At 68.9% G+C, this 25107-nt stretch carries 26 protein-coding genes; 10 read left to right on the top strand and 16 right to left on the bottom strand.

Translation table 11 applies throughout. The features are described 5' to 3' along the window. Positions 1 to 150: 150 nt before the first annotated feature. The 4 genes from ppx to JOE48_RS05505 form a co-directional block, all read right to left on the bottom strand. Positions 151 to 1704 carry an exopolyphosphatase gene (gene ppx / locus JOE48_RS05490; RefSeq protein ID WP_210028531.1) on the bottom strand — a complete coding sequence of 518 codons (1554 nt, stop codon included), beginning with the start codon at positions 1702 to 1704 and terminating at the stop codon, positions 151 to 153. A gap of 82 nt (positions 1705 to 1786) precedes the next feature. Beyond that, on the bottom strand, positions 1787 to 4180 hold the full coding sequence (locus tag JOE48_RS05495; protein WP_210028532.1) for an RNA degradosome polyphosphate kinase: 2394 nt from the start codon (positions 4178 to 4180) through the stop codon (positions 1787 to 1789). Positions 4181 to 4283: 103 nt separating this feature from the next. Beyond that, the gene (locus tag JOE48_RS05500) at positions 4284 to 5009 is read right to left on the bottom strand and encodes a DnaA ATPase domain-containing protein (protein ID WP_210028533.1); all 726 of its coding nucleotides are present in this window, start codon (positions 5007 to 5009) and stop codon (positions 4284 to 4286) included. Positions 5010 to 5022: 13 nt separating this feature from the next. After that, a complete protein-coding gene (locus JOE48_RS05505; protein WP_210028535.1) occupies positions 5023 to 6147 on the bottom strand; it encodes an AI-2E family transporter in 1125 nt (374 codons plus the stop codon). 142 nt (positions 6148 to 6289) lie between these two features. Here JOE48_RS05505 and purM point away from each other — a divergent pair, with 142 nt between their 5' ends. Beyond that, positions 6290 to 7369: a phosphoribosylformylglycinamidine cyclo-ligase gene (purM, locus tag JOE48_RS05510; RefSeq protein WP_210028536.1), complete on the top strand. Its 1080-nt coding sequence runs from the start codon at positions 6290 to 6292 to the stop codon at positions 7367 to 7369. Then, entirely contained in the window at positions 7369 to 8019 is a 651-nt protein-coding gene (gene purN, locus JOE48_RS05515) for a phosphoribosylglycinamide formyltransferase (protein ID WP_210028537.1), read from the top strand. The genes purM and purN overlap by 1 nt, the downstream gene beginning before the upstream one ends. 189 nt (positions 8020 to 8208) lie before the next feature. Here purN and JOE48_RS05520 read toward each other — a convergent pair whose 3' ends face one another. After that, on the bottom strand, positions 8209 to 8574 hold the full coding sequence (locus JOE48_RS05520) for a hypothetical protein (RefSeq protein WP_192710832.1): 366 nt from the start codon (positions 8572 to 8574) through the stop codon (positions 8209 to 8211). A 168-nt stretch (positions 8575 to 8742) separates the two neighbouring features. Then, entirely contained in the window at positions 8743 to 9165 is a 423-nt protein-coding gene (ndk, locus tag JOE48_RS05525) for a nucleoside-diphosphate kinase (RefSeq protein WP_210028538.1), read from the bottom strand. A gap of 268 nt (positions 9166 to 9433) precedes the next feature. Here ndk and JOE48_RS05530 point away from each other — a divergent pair, with 268 nt between their 5' ends. After that, positions 9434 to 9898, top strand: a complete 465-nt coding sequence (locus JOE48_RS05530) for a DUF2147 domain-containing protein (RefSeq protein WP_210028539.1) — start codon at positions 9434 to 9436, stop codon at positions 9896 to 9898. Positions 9899 to 9910: 12 nt separating this feature from the next. Here JOE48_RS05530 and JOE48_RS05535 read toward each other — a convergent pair whose 3' ends face one another. Further along, on the bottom strand, positions 9911 to 10546 hold the full coding sequence (locus JOE48_RS05535) for a glutathione S-transferase N-terminal domain-containing protein (RefSeq protein WP_210028540.1): 636 nt from the start codon (positions 10544 to 10546) through the stop codon (positions 9911 to 9913). A 243-nt stretch (positions 10547 to 10789) separates the two neighbouring features. Here JOE48_RS05535 and JOE48_RS05540 point away from each other — a divergent pair, with 243 nt between their 5' ends. The 5 genes from JOE48_RS05540 (at position 10790) to JOE48_RS05560 (ending at position 15070) form a co-directional block, all read left to right on the top strand. After that, complete coding sequence (locus JOE48_RS05540) at positions 10790 to 11089, top strand: hypothetical protein (RefSeq protein WP_210028541.1); 300 nt, start codon at positions 10790 to 10792, stop codon at positions 11087 to 11089. 115 nt (positions 11090 to 11204) lie between these two features. Continuing rightward, positions 11205 to 13238, top strand: a complete 2034-nt coding sequence (locus JOE48_RS05545) for an FUSC family protein (RefSeq protein WP_210028542.1) — start codon at positions 11205 to 11207, stop codon at positions 13236 to 13238. A gap of 24 nt (positions 13239 to 13262) precedes the next feature. Continuing rightward, the gene (locus tag JOE48_RS05550; protein ID WP_210028544.1) at positions 13263 to 13457 is read left to right on the top strand and encodes a DUF1656 domain-containing protein; all 195 of its coding nucleotides are present in this window, start codon (positions 13263 to 13265) and stop codon (positions 13455 to 13457) included. Further along, positions 13458 to 14513 (top strand): HlyD family secretion protein, encoded by a 1056-nt coding sequence (locus JOE48_RS05555; protein WP_210028545.1) that lies wholly within the window; start codon positions 13458 to 13460, stop codon positions 14511 to 14513. Between the two features lie 71 nt (positions 14514 to 14584). Further along, the gene (locus JOE48_RS05560; RefSeq protein ID WP_210028546.1) at positions 14585 to 15070 is read left to right on the top strand and encodes a DUF3280 domain-containing protein; all 486 of its coding nucleotides are present in this window, start codon (positions 14585 to 14587) and stop codon (positions 15068 to 15070) included. A gap of 736 nt (positions 15071 to 15806) precedes the next feature. On the opposite strand, the gene gatB is transcribed toward JOE48_RS05560, so the two are convergent. The 5 genes from gatB to JOE48_RS05585 form a co-directional block, all read right to left on the bottom strand. Next, positions 15807 to 17279 (bottom strand): Asp-tRNA(Asn)/Glu-tRNA(Gln) amidotransferase subunit GatB, encoded by a 1473-nt coding sequence (gene gatB, locus JOE48_RS05565; RefSeq protein ID WP_210028548.1) that lies wholly within the window; start codon positions 17277 to 17279, stop codon positions 15807 to 15809. Positions 17280 to 17462: 183 nt separating this feature from the next. Further along, complete coding sequence (locus tag JOE48_RS05570; protein WP_210028549.1) at positions 17463 to 17762, bottom strand: hypothetical protein; 300 nt, start codon at positions 17760 to 17762, stop codon at positions 17463 to 17465. Beyond that, positions 17759 to 19237 (bottom strand): Asp-tRNA(Asn)/Glu-tRNA(Gln) amidotransferase subunit GatA, encoded by a 1479-nt coding sequence (gatA, locus tag JOE48_RS05575; RefSeq protein ID WP_210028550.1) that lies wholly within the window; start codon positions 19235 to 19237, stop codon positions 17759 to 17761. The genes JOE48_RS05570 and gatA overlap by 4 nt, the downstream gene beginning before the upstream one ends. 78 nt (positions 19238 to 19315) lie before the next feature. Further along, on the bottom strand, positions 19316 to 19603 hold the full coding sequence (gatC, locus tag JOE48_RS05580) for an Asp-tRNA(Asn)/Glu-tRNA(Gln) amidotransferase subunit GatC (protein WP_210028552.1): 288 nt from the start codon (positions 19601 to 19603) through the stop codon (positions 19316 to 19318). Positions 19604 to 19777: 174 nt separating this feature from the next. Beyond that, complete coding sequence (locus JOE48_RS05585; protein ID WP_210028553.1) at positions 19778 to 19918, bottom strand: hypothetical protein; 141 nt, start codon at positions 19916 to 19918, stop codon at positions 19778 to 19780. Positions 19919 to 20087: 169 nt separating this feature from the next. Between JOE48_RS05585 and JOE48_RS05590 the strand changes: the two genes are divergently transcribed. Together JOE48_RS05590 and ruvX are read left to right on the top strand one after the other, a co-directional pair. Continuing rightward, the gene (locus JOE48_RS05590) at positions 20088 to 20657 is read left to right on the top strand and encodes an SMI1/KNR4 family protein (RefSeq protein WP_210028554.1); all 570 of its coding nucleotides are present in this window, start codon (positions 20088 to 20090) and stop codon (positions 20655 to 20657) included. Next, complete coding sequence (ruvX, locus tag JOE48_RS05595; RefSeq protein ID WP_210028557.1) at positions 20654 to 21148, top strand: Holliday junction resolvase RuvX; 495 nt, start codon at positions 20654 to 20656, stop codon at positions 21146 to 21148. Before JOE48_RS05590 ends, ruvX begins: the two co-directional genes overlap by 4 nt. Here ruvX and dprA read toward each other — a convergent pair. From dprA to hisF, 4 genes are read right to left on the bottom strand one after another with little or no spacing between them, the layout of a single operon-like run. Beyond that, positions 21138 to 22343, bottom strand: a complete 1206-nt coding sequence (gene dprA / locus JOE48_RS05600; protein ID WP_210028558.1) for a DNA-processing protein DprA — start codon at positions 22341 to 22343, stop codon at positions 21138 to 21140. The genes ruvX and dprA overlap by 11 nt on opposite strands. Positions 22344 to 22378: 35 nt before the next feature. Beyond that, positions 22379 to 22981, bottom strand: coding sequence for a glycerol-3-phosphate 1-O-acyltransferase PlsY (plsY, locus tag JOE48_RS05605; protein WP_210028559.1), 603 nt, complete (start codon positions 22979 to 22981; stop codon positions 22379 to 22381). Next, entirely contained in the window at positions 22981 to 24285 is a 1305-nt protein-coding gene (locus tag JOE48_RS05610; protein WP_210028561.1) for a dihydroorotase, read from the bottom strand. The genes plsY and JOE48_RS05610 overlap by 1 nt, the downstream gene beginning before the upstream one ends. Beyond that, positions 24282 to 25085, bottom strand: coding sequence for an imidazole glycerol phosphate synthase subunit HisF (hisF, locus tag JOE48_RS05615; RefSeq protein WP_210028562.1), 804 nt, complete (start codon positions 25083 to 25085; stop codon positions 24282 to 24284). Before hisF ends, JOE48_RS05610 begins: the two co-directional genes overlap by 4 nt. Between the last annotated feature and the right edge of the window lie 22 nt (positions 25086 to 25107).

Below are 25107 nucleotides of genomic sequence, written 5' to 3' on the forward strand. Positions count from 1 at the left end.
AAATCCGGGTCCGAACGCGACTCTGCCGGTGCCAAGATCGCACACGCGCAGTAGCGCTCCTCGAAAGACCTGTACGGAATCGCCGCGCTGAGAAGGGTCGCGCCAGGCAGGACGAGCGACGCCGCCTGCCGGCAGGTGCGCTGTGCGCGGTCAGGCTGTGCCGCCCCCGACTTCGATCCGCCCGTCGAGACCGATCACGCGCCCAAGGGCGCGAATGCGGTTGAGGAGCCGGTCGCCACTCAGCGGCTCCCAGTCTCGCGGGAGTCGCAGGACCACGCGGCCTTCCTCCACGGTCAGCGGCGCCCGACCGAGCGCCCCGTCCATGCCAGCCGAGATCGGGAACGCGACGCGCAGCAGCGCGCCCAGAAGGCGCGCCCGTTCGAACAGGCGCGACCCCGCCAGCCCGCGCAGCATCGGATTGGCCTTCTCGGTGGCAAGGCCGGTATGCCGCAGCGACACCGAGAGGGCGAGATAGGCCCGGCCCGGATGGTCGACGCCCACGAAAGCGGCGTTCTGGATGACCGCGATGCTCTGCTCGTCGCGGTAATCGGGATGGGCCCGCCATCCGACATCCGAGAGCAGGCAACCTGCGTGGCGCAGGCGGCGCTCATCCGCGGTCTCGTGGCCGTCGAGCGTCGCGACGAAGCGGTCGGTCCAGGCGATCAGCTCCTCACCATGGCGCGGCGCGCGGGAACGGAGGCTGTTGAACTCCGCCGCGGAGGCCAGCAGCGGGTCGACCAGCCGGGCGTCGCGGTCGAGCTGCTCGAACAGCAGGCCCTCCCGGACACCGGAGGCCGAGATGGCCACTTCCCGCGGCCGCCCGACCCGGATGATTTCCTCCAGAACGACGGCGCCGTAGGCCAGGAGCGGGCGCCGGGCCTCCGAGATCGCGTCGACATCCTGCAGCAGCGCCACGTCGGTCTGCTCCACGACCTGCAGGAAGCTCAGCTCGTCCGAGGGCTCGACCGTGTAACCGTGCATGACGTGAACGGGATATTTGCGGGCGGCCTGATGGAGCCGCGCGATCGCGCGCCACGTGCCGCCGACCGCGTAGAAGGTTCGCCCGCGCAGGGTCTCGAGCTGGGGCACCGCCTTGCGCATGTGCTCGCGCACGATCTTGCCAGCCTTCTTGACCGAACCGCCGGAGAGGTCCTGCAAGGCAAGGCCGCCGAGCGGCATGGTCACGCCCTGCCCAACCACGGCGCCACGGACATCCACGAGTTCGAGCGATCCGCCGCCGAGATCGCCAACCACGCCGTCCGGCGCGTGAAAGCCGGAGACGACACCCAAGGCCGAGAGCTCCGCCTCGCGCCGGCCGGACAGGAGCTGGATCTCCTGCCCGCAGGCCGCTTCCGCGGCGCGCAGGAAGTCCGGACCATTCTCGGCATCCCGCGCCGCCGCGGTGGCCAGCACGAAGACCCGCCCGACGCGCATGGTGTCGCAGAGGACCCGGAACCGCGCGAGGGCGGCCAGCGCCCGCGCAACGGCGTCCTCGTTCAGCCGCCCGGTCGTCAGGACATTGCGCCCGAGGCCGCAGAGCACCTTCTCATTGTAGAGCGGCGTCGGTGCCCGGCTCAGACCGTCATAGGCGACAAGCCGAACGGAATTGGAGCCGATGTCGATGATGGCCACCGGCTGGCGTGCTTCGCTGGCCAGCGGGTCGGCCGAATGTGCGAGGGTGAGGTTGGCACGAGGGCTGCCCAAACGTCCAAGTCCTTGATGAGCCCGACGCGCCGACCGGCGCGCCGCACTAAACGTTTAGCCCAGCGCCGCTGCACGGCGAAACTCAGGCCCGCTGTGCCCGCCGGCTCAGCGCGCGCGGGCTCGACTTCTTCGATGCCTTGCCACGGCCCGAAAGACTCGGGTTGGTCATGAAGTACTTATGGGCATTGAATGGCTCCTCGCCTTCCGCCGGCTGGATCCGCTCGCAGCCGCCGGACGCGAGCAGCCGCCAGCTCTGACGATTGTCGAGCAGATTGGCCAGCATGATCTGGTCGAGCACCTGTTGATGCACCGTCGTGTTGGTGATCGGCAGCAGCGCCTCGACACGTCGGTCGAGGTTGCGGCTCATCAGGTCGGCCGACGAGATGTAGACCGTCGCCTTGGGATGGGGGAGGCCGACGCCGTTGCCGAACGCGTAGATGCGCCCATGCTCCAGGAAGCGCCCGACGATCGATTTGACCCGGATCGTTTCCGACAGGCCGGGGATGCCGGGCCGCAGGCAGCAGATGCCACGGACCACGCAGTCGATCTGAACGCCGGCTTCCGAGGCGTCGTAGAGCGCATCGATGATCTGGCTGTCGACCAGCGAGTTGCATTTGATCCAGATCGCCGCCGGGCGTCCCGCCTTCGCGTGGGCGACCTCCGCCTCGATGTGTTCCAGGAGCCGGTTCTTCAGTGTCAGCGGCGACACCGCCATCCGCTCCAATTCGGCCGGCTCAGCATAGCCAGTGATGAAATTGAAGATCCGCGAGACGTCGCGGGCAATGGCCGGATCCGCCGTGAAGAAGGAGAGGTCCGTGTAGACGCGCGCCGTGATCGGGTGGTAGTTGCCGGTCCCAACGTGGCAGTAGGTGACGAGCCTGTCGCCCTCCCGCCGGACCACCAGCGACAGCTTGGCGTGGGTCTTCAGCTCGACGAAGCCGAACACCACCTGCGCGCCGGCCTTCTCGAGATTGCGCGCCCAGCGGATATTGGCTTCCTCGTCGAAGCGCGCCTTCAGCTCCACGAGCGCGGTGACCGACTTGCCGAGTTCCGCCGCCTCGGCGAGCGCCGCCACGATCGGCGAGTTGGACGAGGTCCGGTACAGCGTCTGCTTGATCGCCACGACGTTCGGATCACGGGCGGCCTGAGCGAGGAACTGCACGACCGAGTCGAAGGACTCGTAGGGATGGTGGACGATAAAATCCTTCTGGCGGATCGCCGCAAAGACGTCGCCGCCGCTCTCGCGGATGCGCTCCGGGAAGCGCGGATTGTAGGGCTTGAACTTCAGGTCCGGCCGGTCGATCCCGACGACCTGGGACAACTCGTTCAGTGCGAGCATGCCCTCGACTAGGAAGACCGCGTCCGGAGAGATCTCCAGCTCGTCCACCACAAACGTGCGCAGATCCTCCGACATGCCCGCCTCGACCTCGAGGCGGATCACGACGCCGCGGCGGCGCTGCTTGAGCGCCGTCTCAAAATGAAGAACGAGGTCTTCGGCCTCCTCCTCGATCTCGAGATCGGAATCCCGGACGACCCGGAACGCGCCGCTGCCCTTGACGAGGTAGCCCGGGAACAGCCGCCCGGTGAACATTCCGATGACCTGCTCGATCTGGATGAGCCGCGCCGAGGTCTCGCTGTTGCTGACCGGCAGGCGCACGTATCGATCGAGGACACCCGGCACGCGGATCAGCGCCCGCAGCACCCGCCCGTCCCGAGGCCGCACCAGCATCAGCGCGATCGTCGTGCCGAGGTTCGGGATGAACGGGAACGGATGGGCCGGGTCGATCGCCAGAGGCGTGAGGACCGGGAAGACGTGGTTGAGGAAATACTCCTCCAGCCACCCCGCCTGCTCGGCCGTGAGCGAGGCCGGCTCGACGATGTCGATATCGGCGGCATGCAGCTCCTCGCGTAGCTCCCGCCAGCGGGCCTGCTGGTCGGCGGCGAGGCGCGAGACCTCCGTGCCGATCCGCAGCAGCTGCTCGGAGGGCGACAGCCCGTCCTGGGACGGAACGGTCAGGCCCGCCCGGACCTGATCGATCAGGCCGGCCACGCGGACCATGAAGAACTCGTCGAGGTTGTTCGCCGAGATCGAGAGGAACCGGAGCCGTTCGAGCAGCGGGTGATTGGGGTTCGAAGCCTCTTCGAGAACGCGTCGGTTGAACTGGAGCCAGGACAGCTCGCGGTTCACGAAACGCTCCGGCGAGTGGCGCAGAGAGCGGCCGGCCTCCAAAACCGGCTCCCGTGCCGCCCCAGCCGCCGGGCCGGGCCCTGCCGGCTCGGCTGGAGAGGCCGAGGCGGGCCATTCATCGTTGGCATCGGCCGTGGCGCCGGCGACCGCCGTCTTAGCCGGGCCATCGGCCAGCGCCCGGCTCGCGGCGGGGACGCGGCGGGTCGTCGGAGCTGATGTCGAGCGCCGACGGGGCTCTGCAGCCTCTTCGGCGGCGTCGCGTTCCACGGGCTTCTGCGTCGATTCCATCCCCGATCCCTGTGTCTGCCTTCGGCTCCTTGCGGGGCCGAGCGTTTAGCATCGTCCACCTGCAGCCATCACGACGGTTTCGTGACGGCTCCCAATTTCCGCGTCAGCCGTCGGGTTCGGCCTCGTCGTCCAGACCCACATCCTCCAGACCCATACGCCGCAGCACCGCCAGCGCGAGCGGGCGGCTGATGCGCCGGCCGCGCCCGAGGGCGTCCCGGTCCAGCTCGGCGACCACGTCGCGGGCGCGACCGAGGGAGCGGTCGATCCGCAGGGCGAGTGCGTCGATGACGCTCAGATCGACGACGAGTTGTCGATCCACGAACAGCTTGACCAAAACGGCACGCAGGAGCGCGTCGTCTGGCGCCTCGATGGCGATCCGTGGCGCCAGGCGCAGGCGCGAGCGCAGGTCCGGGGTGACGAGGCCGAGTGCGTCGATCTCGGCAGAACTCGTCAGCAGGACCGGGCAGGCCCGCTCGCGCGCACGGTTCAGGAGGTGGAACAACGCGGCCTCGTCCCGCTGCTCCGCTCGATCGATGTCCTCGATCACCAGGGCGCCATTCGAGACCAAGTGTTGCACCGCATCGGCGCCGATTTCCGCCGCTGCACTCGTCCAGGCATGGGCGCGCTCTGCCCAGATCGCCGCCAGGTGGCTCTTGCCGCTGCCCGAGGGGCCGGTGAGCACGAGGACGCTGTCGGGCCAGTCGGGCCACGCCTCTATCAGGGCGTAAGCGGCCTCGTTGGCCGGACCGACGAGGAAGTCCTCGCGGCCGTATCGGGGATCGAGCGGCAGGTCGAAGGTGAGCTGCCGGGGTGGTGCATTCTCGCGCATGCGTTGTCCAGGATCATCCCCTGCCCGCGGAGGTCAAGGCCGCAGCATCCTGGCCGTCATGCTCGATCAGGACCGGCTGCCCGGCATGGTAGAGGCGGCTCTGGAGATAGCGGGCCAGGGCGAAGCGGACGAGCACGCCGATCGAGGCCGCGATCGGGACGGCCAGCAGCAGCCCGACGAAGCCGAACAGCGTGCCGAACGCCAGCAGCGCGAACATCAGCCAGACCGGGTGCAGACCGGTCGACTCGCCCACGAGCTTCGGCGAGATGACGTTGCCTTCCAGGAACTGGCCGACGAGAAACACGCCGACGGTCAGGCCGAGATGCAGCCAGTCGGCGGACGGCCAGAACTGGACCAGCGCGACGCCTACCGAGAGCAGGAAGCCCGTCAGGGTCCCGACATACGGGATGAAGGTCAGGAACCCTGCCATCAGCCCGATGAGCACCCCGAAATTCAGGCCCACCAGCCAGAGGCCGACCGCGTAGAAGGTCCCCAGGATCAGGCAGACCAGCGTCTGGCCGCGGACATAGCCGGTGACGGCCCCGTCGATCTGGCGCGCGAGGTCCCGCACCGTCGCCCGGTGCCGCGGTGGCACCCAGCCGTCAATGGCGGCAACCATCCGGTCCCAATCGACCAGGATGTAGAACGCGACCACGGGCGTCACGACCAGGAGTGACGCGATCGAGATCAGCGCCTGGCTGCCCGACCAGAGCGATTTCAGGAAGGCCAGGAGCCAGGTCCCCGCCTGGGTCGCGAGGGTGCCGACCGAGGATTGCAGCTCGCTCAGGACATTCGCGCCGCCGATGCGCTCCAGCAGGCTCCCTGAGCGGTCGGCGATGATGGCCTGAAGCCGCGACACCATCCCGGGCAGGGCGTTAACGAGCGCCACGATCTGGTTGGCGGTGAGCGGGACCAGGATCAGCAGCGTCACGATCAGCGCGACGACGAACAGCGCCAGGATCAGCAGGCTGGCCGCGAGCCGCCCGAGGCCGAGCCGCTCCAGCCGGTCGGCCAGCGGATCGAGCAGATAGGCCAGCGTGATGCCGGCCACGAAGGGGAGCATCACCTCGCGGAGCAGGTAGATGACGAGTCCGAGGGCGACGAAAGCGGCCAGCCCGATCACAGCCCGTGTGCGCACGATGACGCTTCCCCCGCAGCACACCTCGCCACTCGGCAGAGTGGGTATGCGGCCTGCGCCGATCAAGGCGCCGCTGCGGCGACTCGCGCACCACGCGGTAAGCCGCTAGAGCGGAGCCTGTATTGAACGAGGTGGCGCGGGCATGACGGCCAGGGACGGCAAGGAGCCGAAGACGGGGCTGACCTACGCGGCGGCGGGCGTCGATATCGATGCCGGCAACGCCATGGTCGAGACGATCAAGCCGCTGGTGCGCTCGACCCGGCGCCCGGGCGCCGATGCCGAGATCGGCGGGTTCGGGGGCCTGTTCGACCTGAAGGCAGCAGGCTTCCGCGACCCGATCCTGGTGGCGGCCAATGACGGCGTGGGCACCAAGGTCAAGATCGCCATCGAGACCGGCCGCCACGACACGATCGGCGTCGACCTCGTGGCGATGTGCGTGAACGACATCATCGTCCAGGGCGCCGAGCCGCTGTTCTTCCTCGACTATTATGCCACCGGCAAGCTGGTCCCGGGTGTCGGTGCCGACATCGTGCGCGGCATCGCCGAGGGTTGCCGACAGGCCGGCTGCGCGCTCATCGGCGGCGAGACCGCCGAGATGCCGGGCCTCTACGACGGGTCCGACTACGATCTCGCCGGATTCGCGGTGGGCGCTGCCGAGCGCGGCACCTTGCTGCCGCGGGCGGGCATCAGGCCCGGCGACGTGGTGCTGGGCCTGCCCTCGTCCGGAGTCCATTCCAACGGCTTCTCGCTGGTCCGCCGGATCGTCGCCAAGAGCGGCCTCGGCTGGGACGCGCCGGCGCCGTTTGCCTCCGGCCTCCGCCTCGGAGAGGCGCTGCTGGAGCCGACCCGGATCTACGTGAAGCCGTTGCTCGCGGCGCTGGGCGCCACCGACGGGATCCGGGCGCTGGCCCACATCACCGGCGGCGGCTTCCCCGACAACCTCCCCCGGGTCCTGCCGGACGAGGTCGGCATCGCGATCGACCTTGACGCCGTGACCCCGCCGCCGGTGTTCGGCTGGCTCGCCCGGGAAGGCGGTGTCGCTGAGGCGGAGATGCTGCGCACCTTCAATTGCGGGATCGGCATGGTGGTGATCGCCGCCGCCGACGCGGTGGACGACGTCGACGAGGCCCTGACCCGGGCCGGCGAGACACCGGTGCGCCTCGGGCGGATCACCGCGCGTGGCCCCGAACCGGTGACCTTCAGCGGGCGCCTCGCTCTCTGATGGGAACCGCGCGCAAGACCCGCGTCGCGATCCTGATCTCGGGACGCGGCTCGAACATGGTGGCGCTGCTGGAGGCCGCGAAGGATCCTGCCTACCCGGCCGAGATCGTGCTGGTCCTGTCGAATCGCCCTGAGGCCGCGGGTCTTGCCCGCGCGGCCGAAGCGGGCATCCCGACGCAGGCCATCGACCACAAGGCCTTTTCCGACCGCGCCGGCTTCGATGCCGTCCTCGACGCCGCTCTGCGGGCGGCCGACGTGGACTTGGTCTGTCTCGCGGGCTTCATGCGGATCCTGACGCCGGGTTTCGTGGCGTCCTGGGCCGGCCGGATGCTCAACATCCATCCGTCGCTCCTACCCCTGTTCAGGGGGACGCACACGCACCGGCAGGCCCTCGACGCCGGCGTGCGCCTGCACGGCTGCACGGTCCATTTCGTCGTGCCGGAGCTGGATGCGGGCCCGATCGTCGCCCAGGCGGCGATCCCGGTCCGCCAGGACGACGATCCCGACAGCCTCGCCGACCGGGTGATCGTGCAGGAGCGCCGCCTCTACCCGCAGGTCCTTGCCCTGGTGGCGAGCGGCCGCGCCCGCCTGGACGGCGAACGTGTCGTCATCGCCGATGCGGCGCCGGACGGGGCGCTGTTCAGCCTCTAGGACCGCCGTCGATCCGATTCAGGTCGCGCATCCGGTGCCGACCTCAACGCGATCCCCTTGTCTGTGCGGGTGTACGGACACGGGATCGCATGTCTAAAAAAGCTAGGTCTTCGAGACGTAGGCGTTTTGGTTGACCCACCCACGTCGTTCGAGGGCCGTGCTGCCCGAAGCAATCCCGCGGGCTTGTCCTCAGACCGGGCGCTGCAGCTTGCAGCTGTCCAGCGCCGAGAGCGCCTTCGCGCGGGCGGAATCGTTGAAGTAGCCGGTGGTCCGGTAGGCCTCAATCTCGGAGGCGTCGAGGCTGCGGAGCGTCTGCCGGGCGTAGCAGCCGCAGGGGCGCTCCAGGGACGCCTCGGTGGCGCTGGTCAAGCGCGCCTGGACGACTGTGCAGGCGTGGCGGACGCGGCCTTCGAGATTGGACTTCGTGGCGGTCTTGAGGGCCGGGTCCGGCTCGTATTGCTGGAACGGGGCCGAGGATCCGCCCGCATAGGCGGCGGTCGCGCCGAGCGCGAACAGACCGGTCGCGATCAGCAGGGGCAGGCGGCGCATCGTCATGGTCGTGGCGGTCCGGAGGCTGAGATTGGATAAGCTCGGCCGTTGGACGCTTCCGGGCTCCGTTCCGTCAAGGACGGTCCGGACACACGAAGCGGCATTCCCCACGCGGCCGGGTGCCGCGCGCGACAATGGCGGGTCGGTGTGCCCAACCCGCCACCGCTCCTCGCCTCACGCGGCGATGTCGGAATCCTGGAAGAATTGTGCGATCTCGAGCTTCGCGTTCTCGGCGCTGTCCGAGCCGTGCACGGTGTTCTCGCCGACCGACTCGGCGAACTTCTTGCGGATCGTGCCGTCGGCGGCCTGAGCCGGGTTCGTGGCGCCCATGACCTCACGGTACTTGGCAACCGCGTTCTCGCCCTCGAGGACCTGCACCACCACGGGGCCGGAGGTCATGAAGGTCACGAGCTCGCCGAAGAACGGGCGCTCCTTGTGCACCTCGTAGAATTTCTCGGCCTGCTCCTTGGTCATACGGATGCGGCGCTGGCCGACGATCCGCAGGCCCGCCTCCTCGATCACGGCATTCACCGCGCCGGTCAGGTTCCGCCGCGTCGCGTCGGGCTTCAGGATCGAGAAGGTGCGCTCGGTGGCCATGGTATGTCCGGTCTGTCTGTGGAAAAGGCGTGCGACGCGCCGGCTGTCCTGACGCGCCGCGGCAGCGAGATTTTCGCTTCGGCGCCGGGCTTATAGCGGGCGCCCTCCGGGGCCTCAAGCCGCGCGCCGGCCGTCTCCGCGGCAAGCGCGGCCGTGGCGCTGCCGCAACACCGCCGAAAAATCGCCCGATTGCGGCGGCTCTCTCACGCACCACCCGATTTCGTCCACCCCTCGGGCATCCGCGATGCCTCATCCCCGGAGACGAACCATGCGACTCGCTCTCAGCGCCGCCCTGCTTCTCACCGGCCTCTCCGCCGCCGCCGCCGACACCGGCAAGGATCCGTCCGGGACTTGGCTTACCGGTGATGGCCGCGCCAAGATCCGGATCGATCGCTGCGGCCCCGGTCAAAAGCTGGTCTGCGGCAAGGTCGTCTGGCTCAAGGTGCCGACCTTCGACAACGGCGCCCCGCGCACCGACCTCAAGAACCCGGACCCGAAGAAGCGCGCCCGGCCGGTGATCGGCCTCCAGCTGATCGAAGGTCTGAAGCCGGATGAAGCAAAATACACGGGCGACCTTTACAATATCGAGGAAGGCAAGATCTATACGGTCAGCCTAGAGCGCGAGAGCGAGGCCGAACTCAATGTCTCGGGCTGCATGCTCAAGATCCTGTGCGGCTCGCAGACCTGGACACGGGTGCCTGACGTGAACCAGCAGGCCGCGAACAAGAACTGAGCGGTCCGTCAGTCAGATCGCCGCGAGGCCGCGCTGCACCGCCGGCCTCGCCAGGATGCTCTCCAGCCAGCGGGCCACATTGGGCAGGGTGTTGATGTCGACGCCCTGCTTGAAATTCAGCTTCGCCCACGTGAACGTCGCGATATCGGCGACGGAATACGCGTCAGCCAGATAGGCGCGGCCTTCCAGGCGCCGCTCCAGGACGCCGTAGAGTCGCTTGGCTTCAGCGGTGAACCGGTCGATCGCGTATGGCACCTTCTCGGGCGCGTAGATCTTGAAATGGTGCGTCTGGCCGAGCATCGGGCCGAAACCCGCCACCTGCCAGAACAGCCACTCGTCGACGGCGACGCGGGCGCGCTCGTCTGCCGGATAGAACTGGCCGGTCTTCCGGCCGAGATATTGAAGGATCGCACCGGACTCGAACACCGAGATCGGCTGCCCGCCGGGACCGTCGGGGTCGACGATCGCCGGGATCTTGTTGTTGGGTGAGATCGCCAGGAAGTCGGCGGCGAACTGCTCGTTCTTGGCGATATCGACCGGTACGATCCGATACGGGAGCGCGCACTCCTCCAGCATGATCGGAATCTTCCAGCCGTTCGGCGTACTCCAGGTATGGACGTCGATCGGCCGCCCGGACACCGCTGCCATGCTTCGCCTGCTCCTCGACCGAACTGTCGGCGGCGCGGTGGTCCTCCGCCGAGTTCGCACACCTCCGGCAGTGAAGACGATTTCCCCGCCGCGCTCAAGGGCAACGCGATTGCGCAGCTCACGATTCCGAGATGCGCGGTCCTGCTTGTTGGCAGCGCCCGCCGCGGACTTGCCGGCGCCGCGGCCGAGCGGCGAAACTCCCGCTCGTGCGTCGAGGCGACGCGAAAAGGGGGAGTTTGTCCGATGGTCGACCGTCTCGTAAGAATCGCGGCCCTGCTTGTGCCGCTTCTCGCCGTGCAGCCCCTTCTCGCCAAGGACGCACCAGCCAAGGCGCCGGCCACATCCGAGGCGCCGGCCACAACGCCGGCCGCGCCTGCCACGAAACAGCCGAGTGCTGGCCAGACCGCTGCCCGGGATCGCCAGAAGAAATGCGGCGCCGAGTGGCGCGGCCTCACCGATGCGCAGAAGACCGCCCAGGGGCCGAAATGGCCGCAGTTCTGGAGCAAGTGCAACAAGCGGCTGAAGGGCAACGACAAAGCGTGAGTCGCGTGCGAACCGCAGAGCGTCCGCTTCGTTACTTTGCCTGAACTGCGGATCGCCGGGGGGCGTGGGATGATGACGGCGCAACAGCGGCGATCCCGTTCGAGACCGATCCGGCATGGCTGAGGCCGCCGCCAGCGCGGTCCGACCGTCCGGATCGATCGTCGATCGTGCCGTCGACGTCCTGGATGACTGGGTGCCCGGGCCTGCGGCCTGGGCATTCGCCCTGCGGATCTGGATCGCCATGATGCTGGCCCTCGCGGCCGCGTTCTGGCTTCAGCTCGACAGCGCCTCCTCGGCCGCGACCTGCGTGGCCATTCTCGCTCAGCCGAAGCGCGGGCAGGCGATCTCCAAAGCGATCTACCGTCTGCTCGGCACGCTGATCGGCGCCGCCGTGTCGATCGTGGTGATGGCGCTGTTCGGACAGGACCGGGTCCTGCTGTTCGTCTCATTCACGGCTTGGCTCGGCCTCTGCGTGTTCGTCGCGCAATACCTGCAGGACACCCGTGCCTACGGGGCGATGCTGTCCGGCTACACGGTGGCGATCATCGCGCTCGGCCAGATCGACAATCCGCAGGGCACCTTCGACGCCGCCGTGTCCCGCGTTGCCGTGATCGTGCTCGGCATCGTGGCGATCACCTTCATTAACGATGCGCTGGCCTCTCCCAGCACGTGGCGAGCCCTGCTGCCGCAGCTCCGGAACGCCTGGGACGGGACGCGGGCCTACGCCCGCGAAACGCTGGCGGAGGGCGACCTCGGTGCCACGCGGACCGCCGCGCTGATCCGCACCATCGCGCCGATGCGGGCCGATGCGAGCGCCATTGCCGGGGAACTCGACGACGGCCGCTTCCGGGCCGCGGGCGCGCGGAGCTGTATCGCGGCGCTCTACGTGATGGCGGCATCGGTCCGCACGGCGGCGGCTGCCGCCGCCCATCTGCGGAACCCGAGCCCGGCCGTCGCCGAGGCCCTGGCGATCTGCCGGCGGGTCGCGGACGCGCCGAGCCTCGATGCCCTCGACCGGGACGACGGGCGTCTGCGCGACCTCGTCGACGCGGCGATCCGCGACGGCAACCGGCCCCTCGACGAGGTCGTGGTGCTGCAGCGGGCGCTGGATTTCGTCTGTGCCGCGACCTTCGCGCAGGACGGCATTCGCGCGGTGGCCGACGGACATATGCCGCTGCGCGATGCCAGCCTGCCGACGCACCGGGACTTCCCGGTGGCCCTGCGCGGCGCTGTGCGGGTGGCGCTCGCCTTTGCCGCCACGGCCGCCACCTTCGTGGCGCTCGGCCTCCCCCAGGCTTCCTTCGCGCTGGTGCAGGTCGCGGCCACCGCGGCGCTCTCGTCGGTCACGCCCGACCCGAAGAAATTCGCCAACGGTGTCGTCATCGGCATGACGATGGCGGCCACCTTCGCGGGCATCGCCCGTTTCGCGCTGCTCAACGGCGTGCAGGGCTTTCCGATGCTCGCGATGGTGATGGCGCCGGTGATCTTCGTCGGCTGCTTCCTGACCCTCAATCCGAAGACCTTCGGCATCGGCTTCATCGTGATCGTGTTCTTCCCGGTTCTGCTCGGCCCGTCGAACCCGCAGACCTACGACGCTCTCACGTTCCTGCTGAACGCGTTTCTCGTCATCGTCGCCGCCGTCATCCTGTCGATCGTCGTGCGAATCCTGCTCCCCGTGACGCCCGCCCAGCAGCGGGTCTTCGCCCTCGATTCGGCGCGGCGGACCCTGGCCGACGCGCTCGTCGGCGAGGGCGGCGACGCCACCACACGCACCAGTCTGAATGCGGACCGCCTGTTCCAGTTCGCCGGCTACAGCTCGGGGAGCAGCGCGGTGCGGCGGGCGAGCCTGTCCCATGCCTTCGCCCTCGCCCGGCTGGAAGCGGCTGCCGCCCGCTCTCACGCGGAGCTGCGCCGGCTGTCGGCGGTCGGGGCGCTCCGCGACGCGATCGCACGTGCCCGCGCCGGGCTCGCGGCCGGCGACGACCGCGCCCTTGAAACGGCCGCGCGCGATCTGATCCGCGCCGCATCACGGCATGATCGACAGGTGCGGCTCACCACGGCGCGCGCCGCCAGCGATCTGATTAGCGCGGCGCGTACCATCACGCGCCACCGGCGGTTCCTCCACCGCCTCGACATTGCGCTATTCTGACGAGCGGATTTTCGAAGGACGGCCATGTACGAGGACATTGATATTGGCGGGGTTCTGATCTCCTCGTTCGTCGCCTATGCGCTCGCCGCGTTCGTGATTCTTCTTCTCCTGCGCTGGTTCTTCGCCCGCATCCGCTTCAGCCGCTACGTTGCCAACTCCCCGCTCGCCGAGGCAGGCATCTACGTCTGCGTCCTCGCTCTGCTCATTGCGTTGGTCTGAATGCCTGAAACGACTGCCGACGAGGATGATCCCAAGACGCCCGCCCGGACGGGCAAGGCGAACCGGGCCGATCCCCTTCCGGTCGTCCCGCGCCGCGGCCGCGCTGCCAAGATCTTTCGGCTGGCGGCCACCGGGACGATCCTCCTGGCTGCGTTCGTCGCGGCCGCCTTCGTCTGGGAATTCTACGTCGCGGCACCGTGGACGCGGGACGGGACCGTCCGCGTACAGGTCGCCAATATCGCCCCGCAGGTCGCCGGGCAGATCGTCGCCGTGCGTGTCCGCGACAACCAAGTCGTCCAGAAGGGTGACGTCCTCTACGTGATCGACCCGGTCGATTTCGAGGTGTCGGTCACCTCCGCGGATGCCGAGGTCAAGAATCGCGAGGCCGACCTCCAGGTGAAGAATGCGCAATCGGCCCGGCGGCAGGCACTCACCACGGTGTCCACGTCGATCGAGGAGAAGCAGCAATTTGCCGGCACCGCCAAGATCGCCGAGGCGGCGCTGGAAAGCGCGCAGGCGCAGCTGCGGCAGGCCAGGATCAACCTCGAACGGACGGAGGTGAAGTCCACGGTCAACGGCCGCGTGACCAACCTGCTGATGCGCGTGGGGGATTACGCCCGCACCGGCACCGCGAACATCAGCGTCGTCGACACGGATTCGTTCTGGATCGACGGCTATTTCGAGGAGACCAAGATGCCCAACATCCACGTGGGCGACCGCGCCGACGTCAAGCTGATGGGCTTCGATCCGCACCTGACCGGGACGGTGGACAGCATCACGCTCGGCATCTCGACCGCGAACGCCGCCGCGAGCACCCAGGGCCTGCCGGACGTCAACCCGGTCTACACCTGGGTGCGCCTCGCCCAGCGTGTCCCGGTGCGCATCCGCATCGACCATGTCCCCCCCGATGTCCCGCTGATCGCCGGCATGACCGCGACCGTGGTCATCAACGGCGGCCGCGCTCCAGCTCCGAACTGGTTCATGGACCTGCGCGAGCGCGTCTCTGCCTTCGCGACACCCGCGACCGGCCCCACCGCCGAGGCCGAAAGGCGCTGACGCCCGCCCGGATATGATCGCGGCGCCATCCGCCGTGTTGTCCCCGTGTATGCCTCGACGGGGACACGCGCATGATCCGATCCGCAAGCCTGATCGCTGTCTTCCTGGTCGTCGGCGGATCCGCCTCGGCCGCCCCCGAGAAGGCTGCGGTGTTCGACTTCCAGTTCTCGAACCTGTCACCGGTGCCGAGCGACACGGCGGACACGGCCCGCTTGAAACGGGTGAGCGCGCAGTTGCGCGACCTGCTTCAGAAGAGGGGTCTGTTCACCGTGGTCTCGGTCGACCCGGTCCGGGATGAGGTTGCCAAAAGTGCCGATCTGCGCCGGTGCAATGGCTGCGCCGACGAACTGGCCCGTAAGCTCGGCGCCGATGTGGCGATCACCGGGGAGGTCCAGAAGGTTTCGAACCTGATCCTGAACCTCAACGTCTACGTGAAGTCCCTCCGTGGACCAGCGCCCGAGAGGGCCTACAGCGTCGACCTGCGCGGCGACACGGATGAATCCTTCGACCGCGGCATCCGCTTTCTGGTTGAGAACAATATGGGCGCCGGCAAGTGAGTCGCGCGCCAGGCAATATTTCGCGGCGCGGTCGGATCGATCCAAGTCGTTGAACCGGCACGCGCCGCGGCGCGGCCCCGCGATCAAGTGGAGTGAAAAAGCAATTTGCCGGGGAAATCGCTATTGACCGGTCCGGTGGACAGGCGCAGTCTCTCCCTGTGCTTGGCGAGAGCGGGCACGGACCGGCCGGAAACCTAGATGCCATAGGTTTCGCAATGGTAACGGTTGTCGAGAAGCTGGAGGAGACAGGGATGACTCCACCGCAGCGGAACGCCGCATAGACGGTTCAGGGACAGGTTCGGCCCGGAATTCAGCGGCACAATACGAACAGCCGGACGGACGCGGCTCCAGGGGCGCAGAAGCGGCCACGCATGGCACGTCTTCGAATGCGCGAAAGGCCCCACTTTGAGCCGTTCTGCCGCGGTTTCAAGTCAGGATGTGTTCGTCCATCACCTGCCCGGCATTGCCGTGGCGGGATCTCGTCGTGGCATCACGACGGCGACCGCGAGCGGTGATCGGCAATTCAATAGACGCTTTCGTCTGTAATCCCGGGATCGCGCAGCGGAGCCCGGGATCCAGACCTGCCGACGGCGCGATGTCCTGGCGCGTCGGCGACTCTGGCTTCCGGGCTCGCCTGCGGCGCCGCGGAATGACGGTTCGGATCGCCCGGCGTGAGACGTCGAGGCGAACACGACCCATCCGGGCAGTCGCTTCGACGGCCTCTCGTCGGACGATGTTATTCGATCTCGAGCTTCGCCTTGAGCAGCGCGTTCACGGCGGCCGGGTTCGCCTTGCCGCCCGTCGCCTTCATGGTCTGGCCGACGAACCAGCCGAGGAGCGTCGGCTTCGCCTTGGCCTGGGCGACCTTGTCGGGATTGGCCGCGATGATCTGGTCGACCGCAGCCTCGATGGCGCCGGTATCGGTGACCTGTTTCATGCCGCGGCTCTCGACGACGGCGCGCGGGTCGCCCCCCTGGGTCCAGACGATCTCGAACAGGTCCTTGGCGATCTTGCCGGAGATGACGCCCTCGCCGATCAGGTCGATGATCGCGCCAAGCTGGTCGGCCGAGACCGGCGTCGCCTCGATGGAGAGCCCTTCCTTGTTGAGGCGGCCGAACAGCTCGTTGATCACCCAGTTCGCCGCGGCCTTGCCGTCACGACCCTTCGCCACCGCCTCGTAATAGTCGGCGGAGGCGCGTTCGGCGACGAGCACGCCGGCATCGTAGGGCGAGAGGCCGAAGGCGGACACGAACCGCGCCTTCTTGGCGTCCGGCAGCTCCGGCAGCTCCTTGGCCAGGGCATCGACGTAGGCCTGGTCGAATTCCAGCGGCAGCAGGTCCGGATCCGGGAAGTAGCGGTAATCGTGCGCCTCTTCCTTGGAGCGCATCGAGCGCGTCTCGCCCTTGCCGGGATCGAACAGGCGCGTCTCCTGATCGATCGTCCCGCCATCCTCCAGGATCGCGATCTGACGGCGCGCCTCGGTCTCGATCGCCTGACCGATGAAGCGGATCGAGTTGACGTTCTTGATCTCGCAGCGGGTGCCGAGCGGCTCGCCGGGACGGCGCACCGAGACGTTCACGTCGGCGCGGAGCGAACCCTTCTCCATGTCGCCGTCGCAGGTGCCGAGGTAGCGCAGGATCGTGCGCAACTTGGTCACGTAGGCCTTCGCCTCCTCCGACGAGCGCAGGTCCGGCCGTGAGACGATCTCCATCAGCGCCACGCCCGACCGGTTGAGGTCGACGAAGCTGCGCGTCGGGTCCTGATCGTGCAGAGACTTTCCGGCATCCTGCTCGAGGTGCAGGCGCTCGATGCCCACGGTGATCGACGAGCCGTCGATCATGTCGACCAGCACCTCGCCCTCGCCGACGATCGGGTCCTTGTACTGCGAGATCTGATAGCCCTGCGGCAGGTCGGGATAGAAGTAGTTCTTCCGGTCGAACACCGAGCGCAGGTTGATCCTAGCCTTGAGGCCGAGGCCGGTCCGCACCGCCTGTGCGACGCATTCCGCGTTGATCACCGGCAACATGCCGGGCATCGCGGCGTCGACCAGCGAGACATGATCGTTCGGTTCGCCGCCGAATTCCGTCGAGGCACCGGAGAACAGCTTGGCGCGGCTGGAGACCTGGGCGTGGATCTCCATGCCGACGATCACCTCCCAATCGTGGAGACCGCCCTTGATCAGCTTCTTGGGGTCGACGGGTGCGTTCATGGTCGGTCCGGAGGCGGCTGGCGTTCGAGGCGACACCGTCATCGCGAGCGCAGCGAAGCGACCCAGGGAAGCGCGAGGCGTCCAGACGGAGCGCCACTGGATTGCTTCGCTGCGCTCGCAAAGACGGCGGCATCGCCGTGTGCGTGGAGCGAGAGATTTCTTAGGAGGCCCCTGCCTGCAGGGTCAAGCGCGGCGTCGGACCGCCCGGCGCGCGCCGTAGCCGAGGATTGCCCAGAGCAGCGCCGCGACCGCGCGGACCGGGAAGAAGGTCGGCCCGTCATGGGTGATCGGGGCCGGCCACGGGATGCTGGCCGCGCTCACCGCGTAGGAGAACAGCACCGAGAAGCCAAGCGCCGCGATCGCCGCGATGAACACCTTGCCGAACTGGCTCGCCGTCCAGCCGAGATAGAGGGCGACGACGATCAGCGCCGGGTCGAACCCGGCCCAGATCCAGACTGTCCAGGGATAGAACGGGACGGTCATGCCCACCACGGCTCGGGCAGAGCGGTGCGGCCCGCCGAATCCTCGATCACCTGGGCGACAGCGAACAGCGTCTCCTCGTCGAACGGGCGGCCGATCAGCTGCAGTCCCAGCGGCAGCCCCTGTCCGTCGAGGCCGGCCGGCACGGCGATGCCCGGCAGGCCGGCCATATTCACCGTGACGGTGAAGACGTCGTTGAGGTACATCTCCACCGGATCGGCCGAGGCCTTCTCGCCGATGCCGAAGGCGGCCGAGGGCGTGGCCGGCGTCAGGATGGCGTCGACGCCGTTCGCGTAGGCCGTCTCGAAGTCGCGCTTGATCAGCGTGCGGATCTTCTGGGCCCGGACGTAATAGGCGTCGTAGTAGCCGGCCGAGAGCACGTAGGTCCCGATCATGATCCGGCGCTTCACCTCGCGGCCGAAGCCCGCGGCGCGGGTGTTCTCGTACATGCCGGCGATGTCCTTGCCGGGCACCCGCAGGCCGTAGCGCACACCGTCGTAGCGGGCGAGGTTCGAGGAGGCCTCGGCCGGGGCCACGATGTAGTAGGCCGGCAGCGCGTAGGACGTGTGCGGCAGCGAGATCTCCTTGATGGTCGCGCCGGCCGCCTTTAGCCAGGCGGCGCCGTCATCCCAGAGCTTCTGGATCTCGGCCGGCATGCCGTCGACCCGATATTCCTTCGGGATGCCGATCGTCAGCCCTTTGACGCCGCGCGCGACCGCGGCCTCGAAGTCGGGCACCGGCAGGTCGGCGCAGGTCGTGTCGCGGGCGTCCGCGCCGGCCATCGAGCCGAGCAGGATCGCGCAGTCCCGGACCGTGCGGGCGATCGGGCCGGCCTGGTCCAGCGACGAAGCGAACGCCACCGTGCCCCAGCGCGAGCAGCGGCCGTAGGTCGGCTTGATCCCGACCGTGCCGGTGAAGGCTGCAGGCTGGCGGATCGAGCCGCCGGTATCGGTCGCGGTGGCGCCGAGGCAGAGCCGCGCCGCGACGGCGGCGGCAGATCCGCCCGAGGAGCCGCCGGGTACGAGCGGCGCGTCGGATCCCCGGCGCCGCCAGGGCGAGACCACGTTGCCGAAGGCGCTGGTCTCGTTCGACGAGCCCATGGCGAATTCGTCGAGGTTGAGCTTGCCCAGCATCACGGCGCCGTCGCGCCACAGATTGGCCGACACGGCCGATTCGTAATGGGGCTCGAAGTTCTGGAGGATCTTGGAGCCCGCCGTGGTGGTCACGCCGTGCGTGCAGAACAGGTCCTTGATTCCGAGGGGAATGCCCTCGAGCGGCCGGCCCTCGCCGGCGGCGATCTTCTGGTCCGACGCGTCGGCCATCGCGAGCGCGCGATCCGGGGTTTCCAGGAGATAGGCGTTCAGGGCGCGGGCCTTCGCCATCGCGTCGAGATGCGCCTGCGTCAGCTCGCGTGCCGAGATCCGCTTCGCCTTCAGGGCGTCGCGCGCCTCGGCCAGGGTAAGTTCGTTCGGATTCACGCTGTTCACGTCCCTGCGCGCGCCGCCGCGCGCCTGCCCGCCAGAAAACCGGTCCGTAAGGTCCGGGTCGAGTCCGGCCTATTCGACCACCTTCGGAACCAGGAAGAAATTGTCCTCCGTCTCGGGCGCGTTGGCGACGACGTCGGCGGCGCGGCCGCCGTCCGTCACGACGTCCTCGCGCTTCTTCATGGCCAGCGGCGTCACCGATGTCATCGGCTCCACGCCGGAGACATCGACGGTGCCGAGCTGCTCGACGAAGGCCAGGATCGCGTTCAGCTCGCCCTGCAGCGGTCCGACTTCGTCGTCGGTGACCGCGATCCGCGCCAGATGCGCGATACGCCGAACCGTCTTCTCGTCGACCGACATGCCGTCCCGTTCGTCCCTGTCCGGGAGGTGTCTCCCAGGATCGGTCGGGCTATAGCACCGGCCTTCGACGCGCCGCAACGCGGGCACGCCGTGTCATTCGCTCGTCCGCCCGCAGATTTCGGAGCTGGCTCCACGCGCCACGCGACGAAGCTTGGCAGGGTTCAGGTCCGTGCCTCACGTCACCACGTGGTTCGGCTTCACGGACATCTCGATGGTGATCCCGGGCTGCCGGACGGGCTGGAACATCGATTGCGCGAAGCCGAGGACGAGGATCTCGAATGCGAGCAGGAGCATCCAGCACTGCTTGCGGGTCATCGTCGGCCCGCGCTGGGGCGGGACGGCTGAGGAGATCTGGCCGGTCGACAAGGCGGACACCCGTGGCAAGGTTTAACGAAGCATTAACTTACCTATTCGCGAACGGCTCCGCGCACACCGGTGGTGATCTACGGAGCCTCGCAAGGCTGTGGACGACGGAGTGGAATCGATGTGGGAGCAGGTCTTCACCAGCCTGTCGCCGGGGTTCACGGCGGATGAAGCGGCGCTCGACCGTGCAGCGGCGGAGCTGGGCTTTGCGCTCCCGGCCTCGTATCGCGCCTTCTGCCGGGCCTGCGGCATCGGTCTGGCGGGCGGCCAGTTCCGAATCGCCGTTCCCGCGCCGTTCGAAGCCAGCGATCTCGTGACCCAAGCCGGGATCATCGCCCACAGTGTCGGCGCCGCCGTGATGATCCTAGAGACGGGCAGCGAGCCCCACCGGTTCGACGTGGAGGGCGGGGATGCGAGCCTCATCGAGCGCGCCTGCTTCTTCGGCGTGGCCGAGGATGGCGGCTTCCTGTTCTGGGACGTGTCCGGAACGGGCGAGGAATACGATATCTGGCTGCTCGCGCCGGATCTGGAGGCAATCCGGTTCGGCGGCGAAAACCTGACGGACTTCTTCAGCCGGGTGACCGGTCCGTCCGCTGCCCTGGTGCTCGGGCCCGGCACCGAACCCCTGCCGGCCCGCTTCGAGGGCTTTTCGGAGGCAACCTTGAACCGGAGCAAGCAGGCCGACTCATGAATCACGACGCGATCCGCGCCTTCGCGACCGCTTCCCGGGGCGGCGCGCGCCTCATCGGCATCGACCTCGGCACCAAGACGATCGGGCTCGCCCTTTCCGACCTGGGACGGCAGATCGCGTCGCCGCTGGAGACCATCCGGCGGGTGAAGTTCATCCCGGACGCGCAACGTCTCGCCGCCCTGTGTCGACAGCACGCGGTCGGCGGCCTCGTGGTCGGCCTGCCACTGAACATGGACGGCAGCGAGGGGCCGCGGGTGCAATCCACCCGCGCCTTCATGCGCAATCTCGCGCCGATCCTGCCTCTGCCCCACGTCTTCTTCGACGAGCGCCTGTCAACCGCGGTGGTCACCCGGGCGCTGATCGAGGCCGATGCGTCGCGGGCACGCCGCGGAGAGCTCGTGGACAAGCTCGCCGCCGCCTACATCCTGCAGGGCTGTCTCGACGTGATGCGCCACCTCGCCGACGTCGATGCGGATCCGCTCAGCGATTGACGAGGGAGACCGTGCCGCTGCCGTGCCGCTCGATCCGGCCGTCGAGCTCCAGCTCCAGCAGCACGGTCTGAACAACCCGGGCGCCGACGCCGGCGCTGCGCGCCAGCTCGTCGGCGCCGACCGGGCACGGTCCCAGCAGTCCGATGATGCGTGCGCGATCATCGGCCGGCTCCGGCGCAGCATCGTCGAGGCAGGGCTCCTCCGACCGCGTGATCAGATCCTTGAAGCGGCCGGTTTCCGCGGTCAACGTATCGAGATCGATCTCGTCCCAGAAGTCCGGTTGCTCGGCGAAATCCGGCCGCTCGCGGCCTGGCGCGGCGTCCGGCGCCGGGCCCCGCTCGATGATCGGGCCGATCACGTCGAGGATATGCTCGACCTCTGAGACGAGGGTGGCGCCCTGGCGGATCAGGTCGTTGGTGCCCTCCGCGCGTGGATCCAGCGGCGAGCCGGGGACAGCGAACACCTCGCGGTTCTGCTCCAGGGCAAAACGCGCCGTGATCAGCGAGCCGGAACGGCGCGCCGCCTCGACGACGACCGTCCCGTAGGACAGGCCCGAGATGATGCGGTTGCGCCTCGGAAAGTCGCGCCCGCGCGGCACCCAGCCCATCGGCATCTCGGCCAGCACCGCCCCGCCCTCACCCAGGATCGCATCGACCAGGCCGACATGGCTCGCCGGGTAGATCCGGTCCTGCCCGCCGGCCATCACCGCGACGGTGCCGGTCGGCAGGCTGGCCTTATGGGCACGCGCATCGATCCCGCGGGCGAGCCCTGAGACGATTGCGAGGCCGGCCTCGCCCAGGCCACGAGCCAGCTTCTCGGTGAAGGCCAATCCGGCCTGGGAGGCGTTGCGCGAGCCGACGAGGGCCACGCCCGGTCGGTTCAGGATGGCGGCCCCGCGCAGGGCGAGCAGCGGCGGCGCCGCATCGGTCTGCTGGAGCAGGCGCGGAAACTCCGCCTCGCCGGTGGCGATCAGCCGGCCGCCGATCCGGGCCAGGGCGGCAAGCTCGTCCTCCGCCTGCGTCCGGCTCGGCGGATGGATCCGTCGGCCCTGGCGGCGGCTGAGGTCCGGCAGCGCGTCGAGGGCTGCGGCCGCGCCCCCGAACCGGTTGATCAGCGTGCGGAACGTGCGCGGCCCGACCCCTTCGGTGCGGATCAATCGCAGCCAGTCGAGCCGCTGGGCGTCGGTCAGCCGCATGCATCCCCCAAGGACCGCGCCTCACGCGCGTGCGTTCAGCCCTTCTGGCCGATGCGCCCCTCGGTGCCGGACGCGAGTCGGCGGATGTTGGGCGCGTGCTTCCACCATAGCAGCATGCCCATGAGGAGGAACAGCAAAGCTTGGGCCGGCGCGCCGAGTGCCCACAGAACGACAGGTGTCGCGGCCGAAGCGGCCAGTGCCGCCAGCGACGAATACTTGAGCGCGAAGGCAAGCCCCAGCCAGATGATCGCGAAGATCCCGAGGGCCGGCGGGCTGACGGCGAGAAGAACGCCGATGAACGTCGCCACGCCCTTGCCGCCCTTGAATCCGAGCCAGACCGGGAACAGGTGGCCGAGGAACGCGCCGAGGCCGGCCGCGAGTGCCGGGCCCTCGCCCAGGTTCCTGGCGATCAGGACGGCGGCGGTGCCCTTCAAGGCATCGCCCAGCAGGGTCGCGGCCGCGAGCCCCTTCCGGCCGGTCCGCAGGACGTTGGTCGCGCCAATATTGCCCGATCCGATCGCCCGCACATCGCCGAGCCCGGCGAAGCGGGTGAGGATCAGCCCGAACGGGATCGAGCCCAGCGCGTAACCCAGGGCAAGGCCGCCGAGGGCGGACGCCGTCGCGAGATCCTGCAGCATCACGCGGCCGCCGCAAGATCGTCGACGGCGTGGACGATCTTTCCGCCGACCAGCGTCAAGACCGCCGCACCCTGCAGCCGGGCCTCATCGAAGGGCGAGTTCTTCGAGCGGGATTTCAGCCGGCGCTTGTCGAGCACGTAGGGCAGATCCGGATCGATCAACACCAGATCGGCCGGCGCTCCGGCGGCCAGCCGCCCGGCCTCGCGGCCGAGGATGCGGGCCGGGTTCACGGTCAGCGCGGTGATGAGCTTCGACAGGGCGAGGTCGCCGGTATGAACGAGGCGCAGGGACGCGCCCAGCAGCGTCTCGATCCCGAGGGCGCCGTCGGCCGCCTCCGCGAAGGGCAGGCGCTTGGTCTCGACGTCCTGCGGATTGTGATCGGAGACGACGACGTCGATCACGCCCTCGCCGAGCGCCTGGACCACGGCCTGGCGATCGACCTCGTGGCGCAGCGGCGGCGAGAGCCGGCAGAAGGTCCGGTAATGGCCGATGTCGTTCTCGTTGAGCACGAGGTTGTTCACCGACACGCCGCAGGTGACCGGCAGGCCGTCTTGCTTCGCCCGGCGCACGATCTCCACCGAATCGGCGCAGGAGATCATCGCGGCATGGTAGCGGGCGCCGGTGAGCCGGACGAGGCGGATGTCGCGCTCCAGCATCACGGTCTCGGCCTCGCGCGGGATGCCCATCAACCCGAGGCGCGAGGCCAGCTCGCCCTCGTTCATCACGCCCTCGGCGACGAGGTCCGAATCCTCGACATGCTGCATGATCAGCGCGTCGAAATCTCGGGCGTAGGTGAGCGCCCGGCGCAGCACCTGAGCGTTCGACACGGCGCGCAGCCCGTCCGTGAAGGCAACCGCGCCGGCTTCCTTGAGCAGGCCGAACTCGGTCATCTCCCTGCCGGCCAATCCCTTGGTGATGGCGGCGGCGGGCAGGACGTTGACGCTCGCGGTATCGCGGGCGCGCCGGAGCACGAAGTCGACGATGGCCGGCCCGTCGATCACCGGGTTGGTGTCGGGCATGCAGACCAGGGTGGTGACACCGCCCGCCGCCGCGGCGGCGCTCGCCGAGGCCAGGGTTTCCCGGTGCTCCGCGCCCGGCTCGCCCACGAAGGCGCGCATGTCGATCAGCCCCGGGACGAGCACCCGGCCGGCGCAGTCGATCCGCTCGGCATCGCCCGGCGCGCCCGGGGCGGCCCCCGATGCGACGTCGCTGATGCGGCCGTCGCGGACCAGGACCGCGCCGGCAGTCTCGGCACCGGTCTCGGGATCGAGCAGGGTCGCGTTGGCCAGAAGGTAGCTGCTCACAGGGGCCCCCTCGCGGAAGATGCCGTGCCGTCGAGGCGCATGGCCAGCCCGGCCGCCGCCATGTGGGCCTTGGCCTCGGCGACGCTCGCCTGCCCGAAATGGAAGATCGAGGCCGCCAGCACAGCGCTCGCGCCGCCCTCCGCGACCCCTGCGACGAGATCGTCGAGTCCACCAACGCCGCCGGAAGCGATTACCGGCACGGGGACGGCGTCGCTGATCGCCCGCGTCAAAGCGAGGTCGTAGCCGGAACGGGTGCCGTCCTTGTCCATGGAGGTGACCAGCAGCTCGCCCGCGCCCTTCTCGGCGACGAGCCGGGCGAAGGCCACCGCGTCGATCCCGGTCGGGTCGCGACCGCCGTGGGTGAAGATCTCCCAGGCCGCCGGCTCGCCGGGGCCGGATACGCGTTTCGCGTCGATCGCCACCACGATGCACTGGGCCCCGAACTTCTCGGCGGCGCGGGCGACCAGATCCGGGTCCTTTACGGCCGCGGTGTTGATCGCGACCTTGTCGGCCCCGGCCAGAAGCAGGGCGCGGACGTCCTCGACGGTGCGCACGCCGCCGCCCACGGTGAGTGGCATGAAGCAGGCCTCGGCGGTGCGGCTGACGATGTCGAGCAGCGTGCCGCGGGCCTCGCGGCTCGCGGTGATGTCGAGGAAGCACAGCTCGTCGGCGCCGGCCGCGTCGTAGACCTTGGCGGCCGCGACCGGATCGCCGGCGTCGCGCAGGCCCTCGAAGCGCACGCCCTTCACGACGCGCCCGTCCTTCACGTCGAGGCAGGGGATGATGCGGGTCTTGAGCACGGTCTCTCGCAATCCGGTCAGG

Origin of the sequence: Methylobacterium sp. PvR107 (genome assembly GCF_017833295.1) — a bacterium.
Classification (GTDB): Bacteria; Pseudomonadota; Alphaproteobacteria; order Rhizobiales; family Beijerinckiaceae; genus Methylobacterium.

Excerpts from the sequence above, each read along its gene's own strand:
- JOE48_RS05550 (WP_210028544.1), top strand. The coding sequence starts at position 13,263 with ATGTACGAGGACATTGATATTGGCGGGGTTCTGATCTCCTCGTTCGTC.
- plsY (WP_210028559.1), bottom strand. The coding sequence starts at position 22,981 with ATGCTGCAGGATCTCGCGACGGCGTCCGCCCTCGGCGGCCTTGCCCTG.
- purN (WP_210028537.1), top strand. The coding sequence starts at position 7,369 with ATGGGAACCGCGCGCAAGACCCGCGTCGCGATCCTGATCTCGGGACGC.
- JOE48_RS05560 (WP_210028546.1), top strand. The coding sequence starts at position 14,585 with ATGATCCGATCCGCAAGCCTGATCGCTGTCTTCCTGGTCGTCGGCGGA.
- JOE48_RS05585 (WP_210028553.1), bottom strand. The coding sequence starts at position 19,918 with ATGACCCGCAAGCAGTGCTGGATGCTCCTGCTCGCATTCGAGATCCTC.
- JOE48_RS05555 (WP_210028545.1), top strand. The coding sequence starts at position 13,458 with ATGCCTGAAACGACTGCCGACGAGGATGATCCCAAGACGCCCGCCCGG.
- JOE48_RS05535 (WP_210028540.1), bottom strand. The coding sequence starts at position 10,546 with ATGGCAGCGGTGTCCGGGCGGCCGATCGACGTCCATACCTGGAGTACG.
- JOE48_RS05495 (WP_210028532.1), bottom strand. The coding sequence starts at position 4,180 with ATGGAATCGACGCAGAAGCCCGTGGAACGCGACGCCGCCGAAGAGGCT.
- JOE48_RS05530 (WP_210028539.1), top strand. The coding sequence starts at position 9,434 with ATGCGACTCGCTCTCAGCGCCGCCCTGCTTCTCACCGGCCTCTCCGCC.
- ruvX (WP_210028557.1), top strand. The coding sequence starts at position 20,654 with ATGAATCACGACGCGATCCGCGCCTTCGCGACCGCTTCCCGGGGCGGC.
- JOE48_RS05500 (WP_210028533.1), bottom strand. The coding sequence starts at position 5,009 with ATGCGCGAGAATGCACCACCCCGGCAGCTCACCTTCGACCTGCCGCTC.
- gatC (WP_210028552.1), bottom strand. The coding sequence starts at position 19,603 with ATGTCGGTCGACGAGAAGACGGTTCGGCGTATCGCGCATCTGGCGCGG.
- ndk (WP_210028538.1), bottom strand. The coding sequence starts at position 9,165 with ATGGCCACCGAGCGCACCTTCTCGATCCTGAAGCCCGACGCGACGCGG.
- JOE48_RS05570 (WP_210028549.1), bottom strand. The coding sequence starts at position 17,762 with ATGACCGTCCCGTTCTATCCCTGGACAGTCTGGATCTGGGCCGGGTTC.
- JOE48_RS05545 (WP_210028542.1), top strand. The coding sequence starts at position 11,205 with ATGGCTGAGGCCGCCGCCAGCGCGGTCCGACCGTCCGGATCGATCGTC.
- JOE48_RS05590 (WP_210028554.1), top strand. The coding sequence starts at position 20,088 with ATGTGGGAGCAGGTCTTCACCAGCCTGTCGCCGGGGTTCACGGCGGAT.
- JOE48_RS05520 (WP_192710832.1), bottom strand. The coding sequence starts at position 8,574 with ATGACGATGCGCCGCCTGCCCCTGCTGATCGCGACCGGTCTGTTCGCG.
- gatB (WP_210028548.1), bottom strand. The coding sequence starts at position 17,279 with ATGAACGCACCCGTCGACCCCAAGAAGCTGATCAAGGGCGGTCTCCAC.
- JOE48_RS05540 (WP_210028541.1), top strand. The coding sequence starts at position 10,790 with ATGGTCGACCGTCTCGTAAGAATCGCGGCCCTGCTTGTGCCGCTTCTC.
- purM (WP_210028536.1), top strand. The coding sequence starts at position 6,290 with ATGACGGCCAGGGACGGCAAGGAGCCGAAGACGGGGCTGACCTACGCG.
- dprA (WP_210028558.1), bottom strand. The coding sequence starts at position 22,343 with ATGCGGCTGACCGACGCCCAGCGGCTCGACTGGCTGCGATTGATCCGC.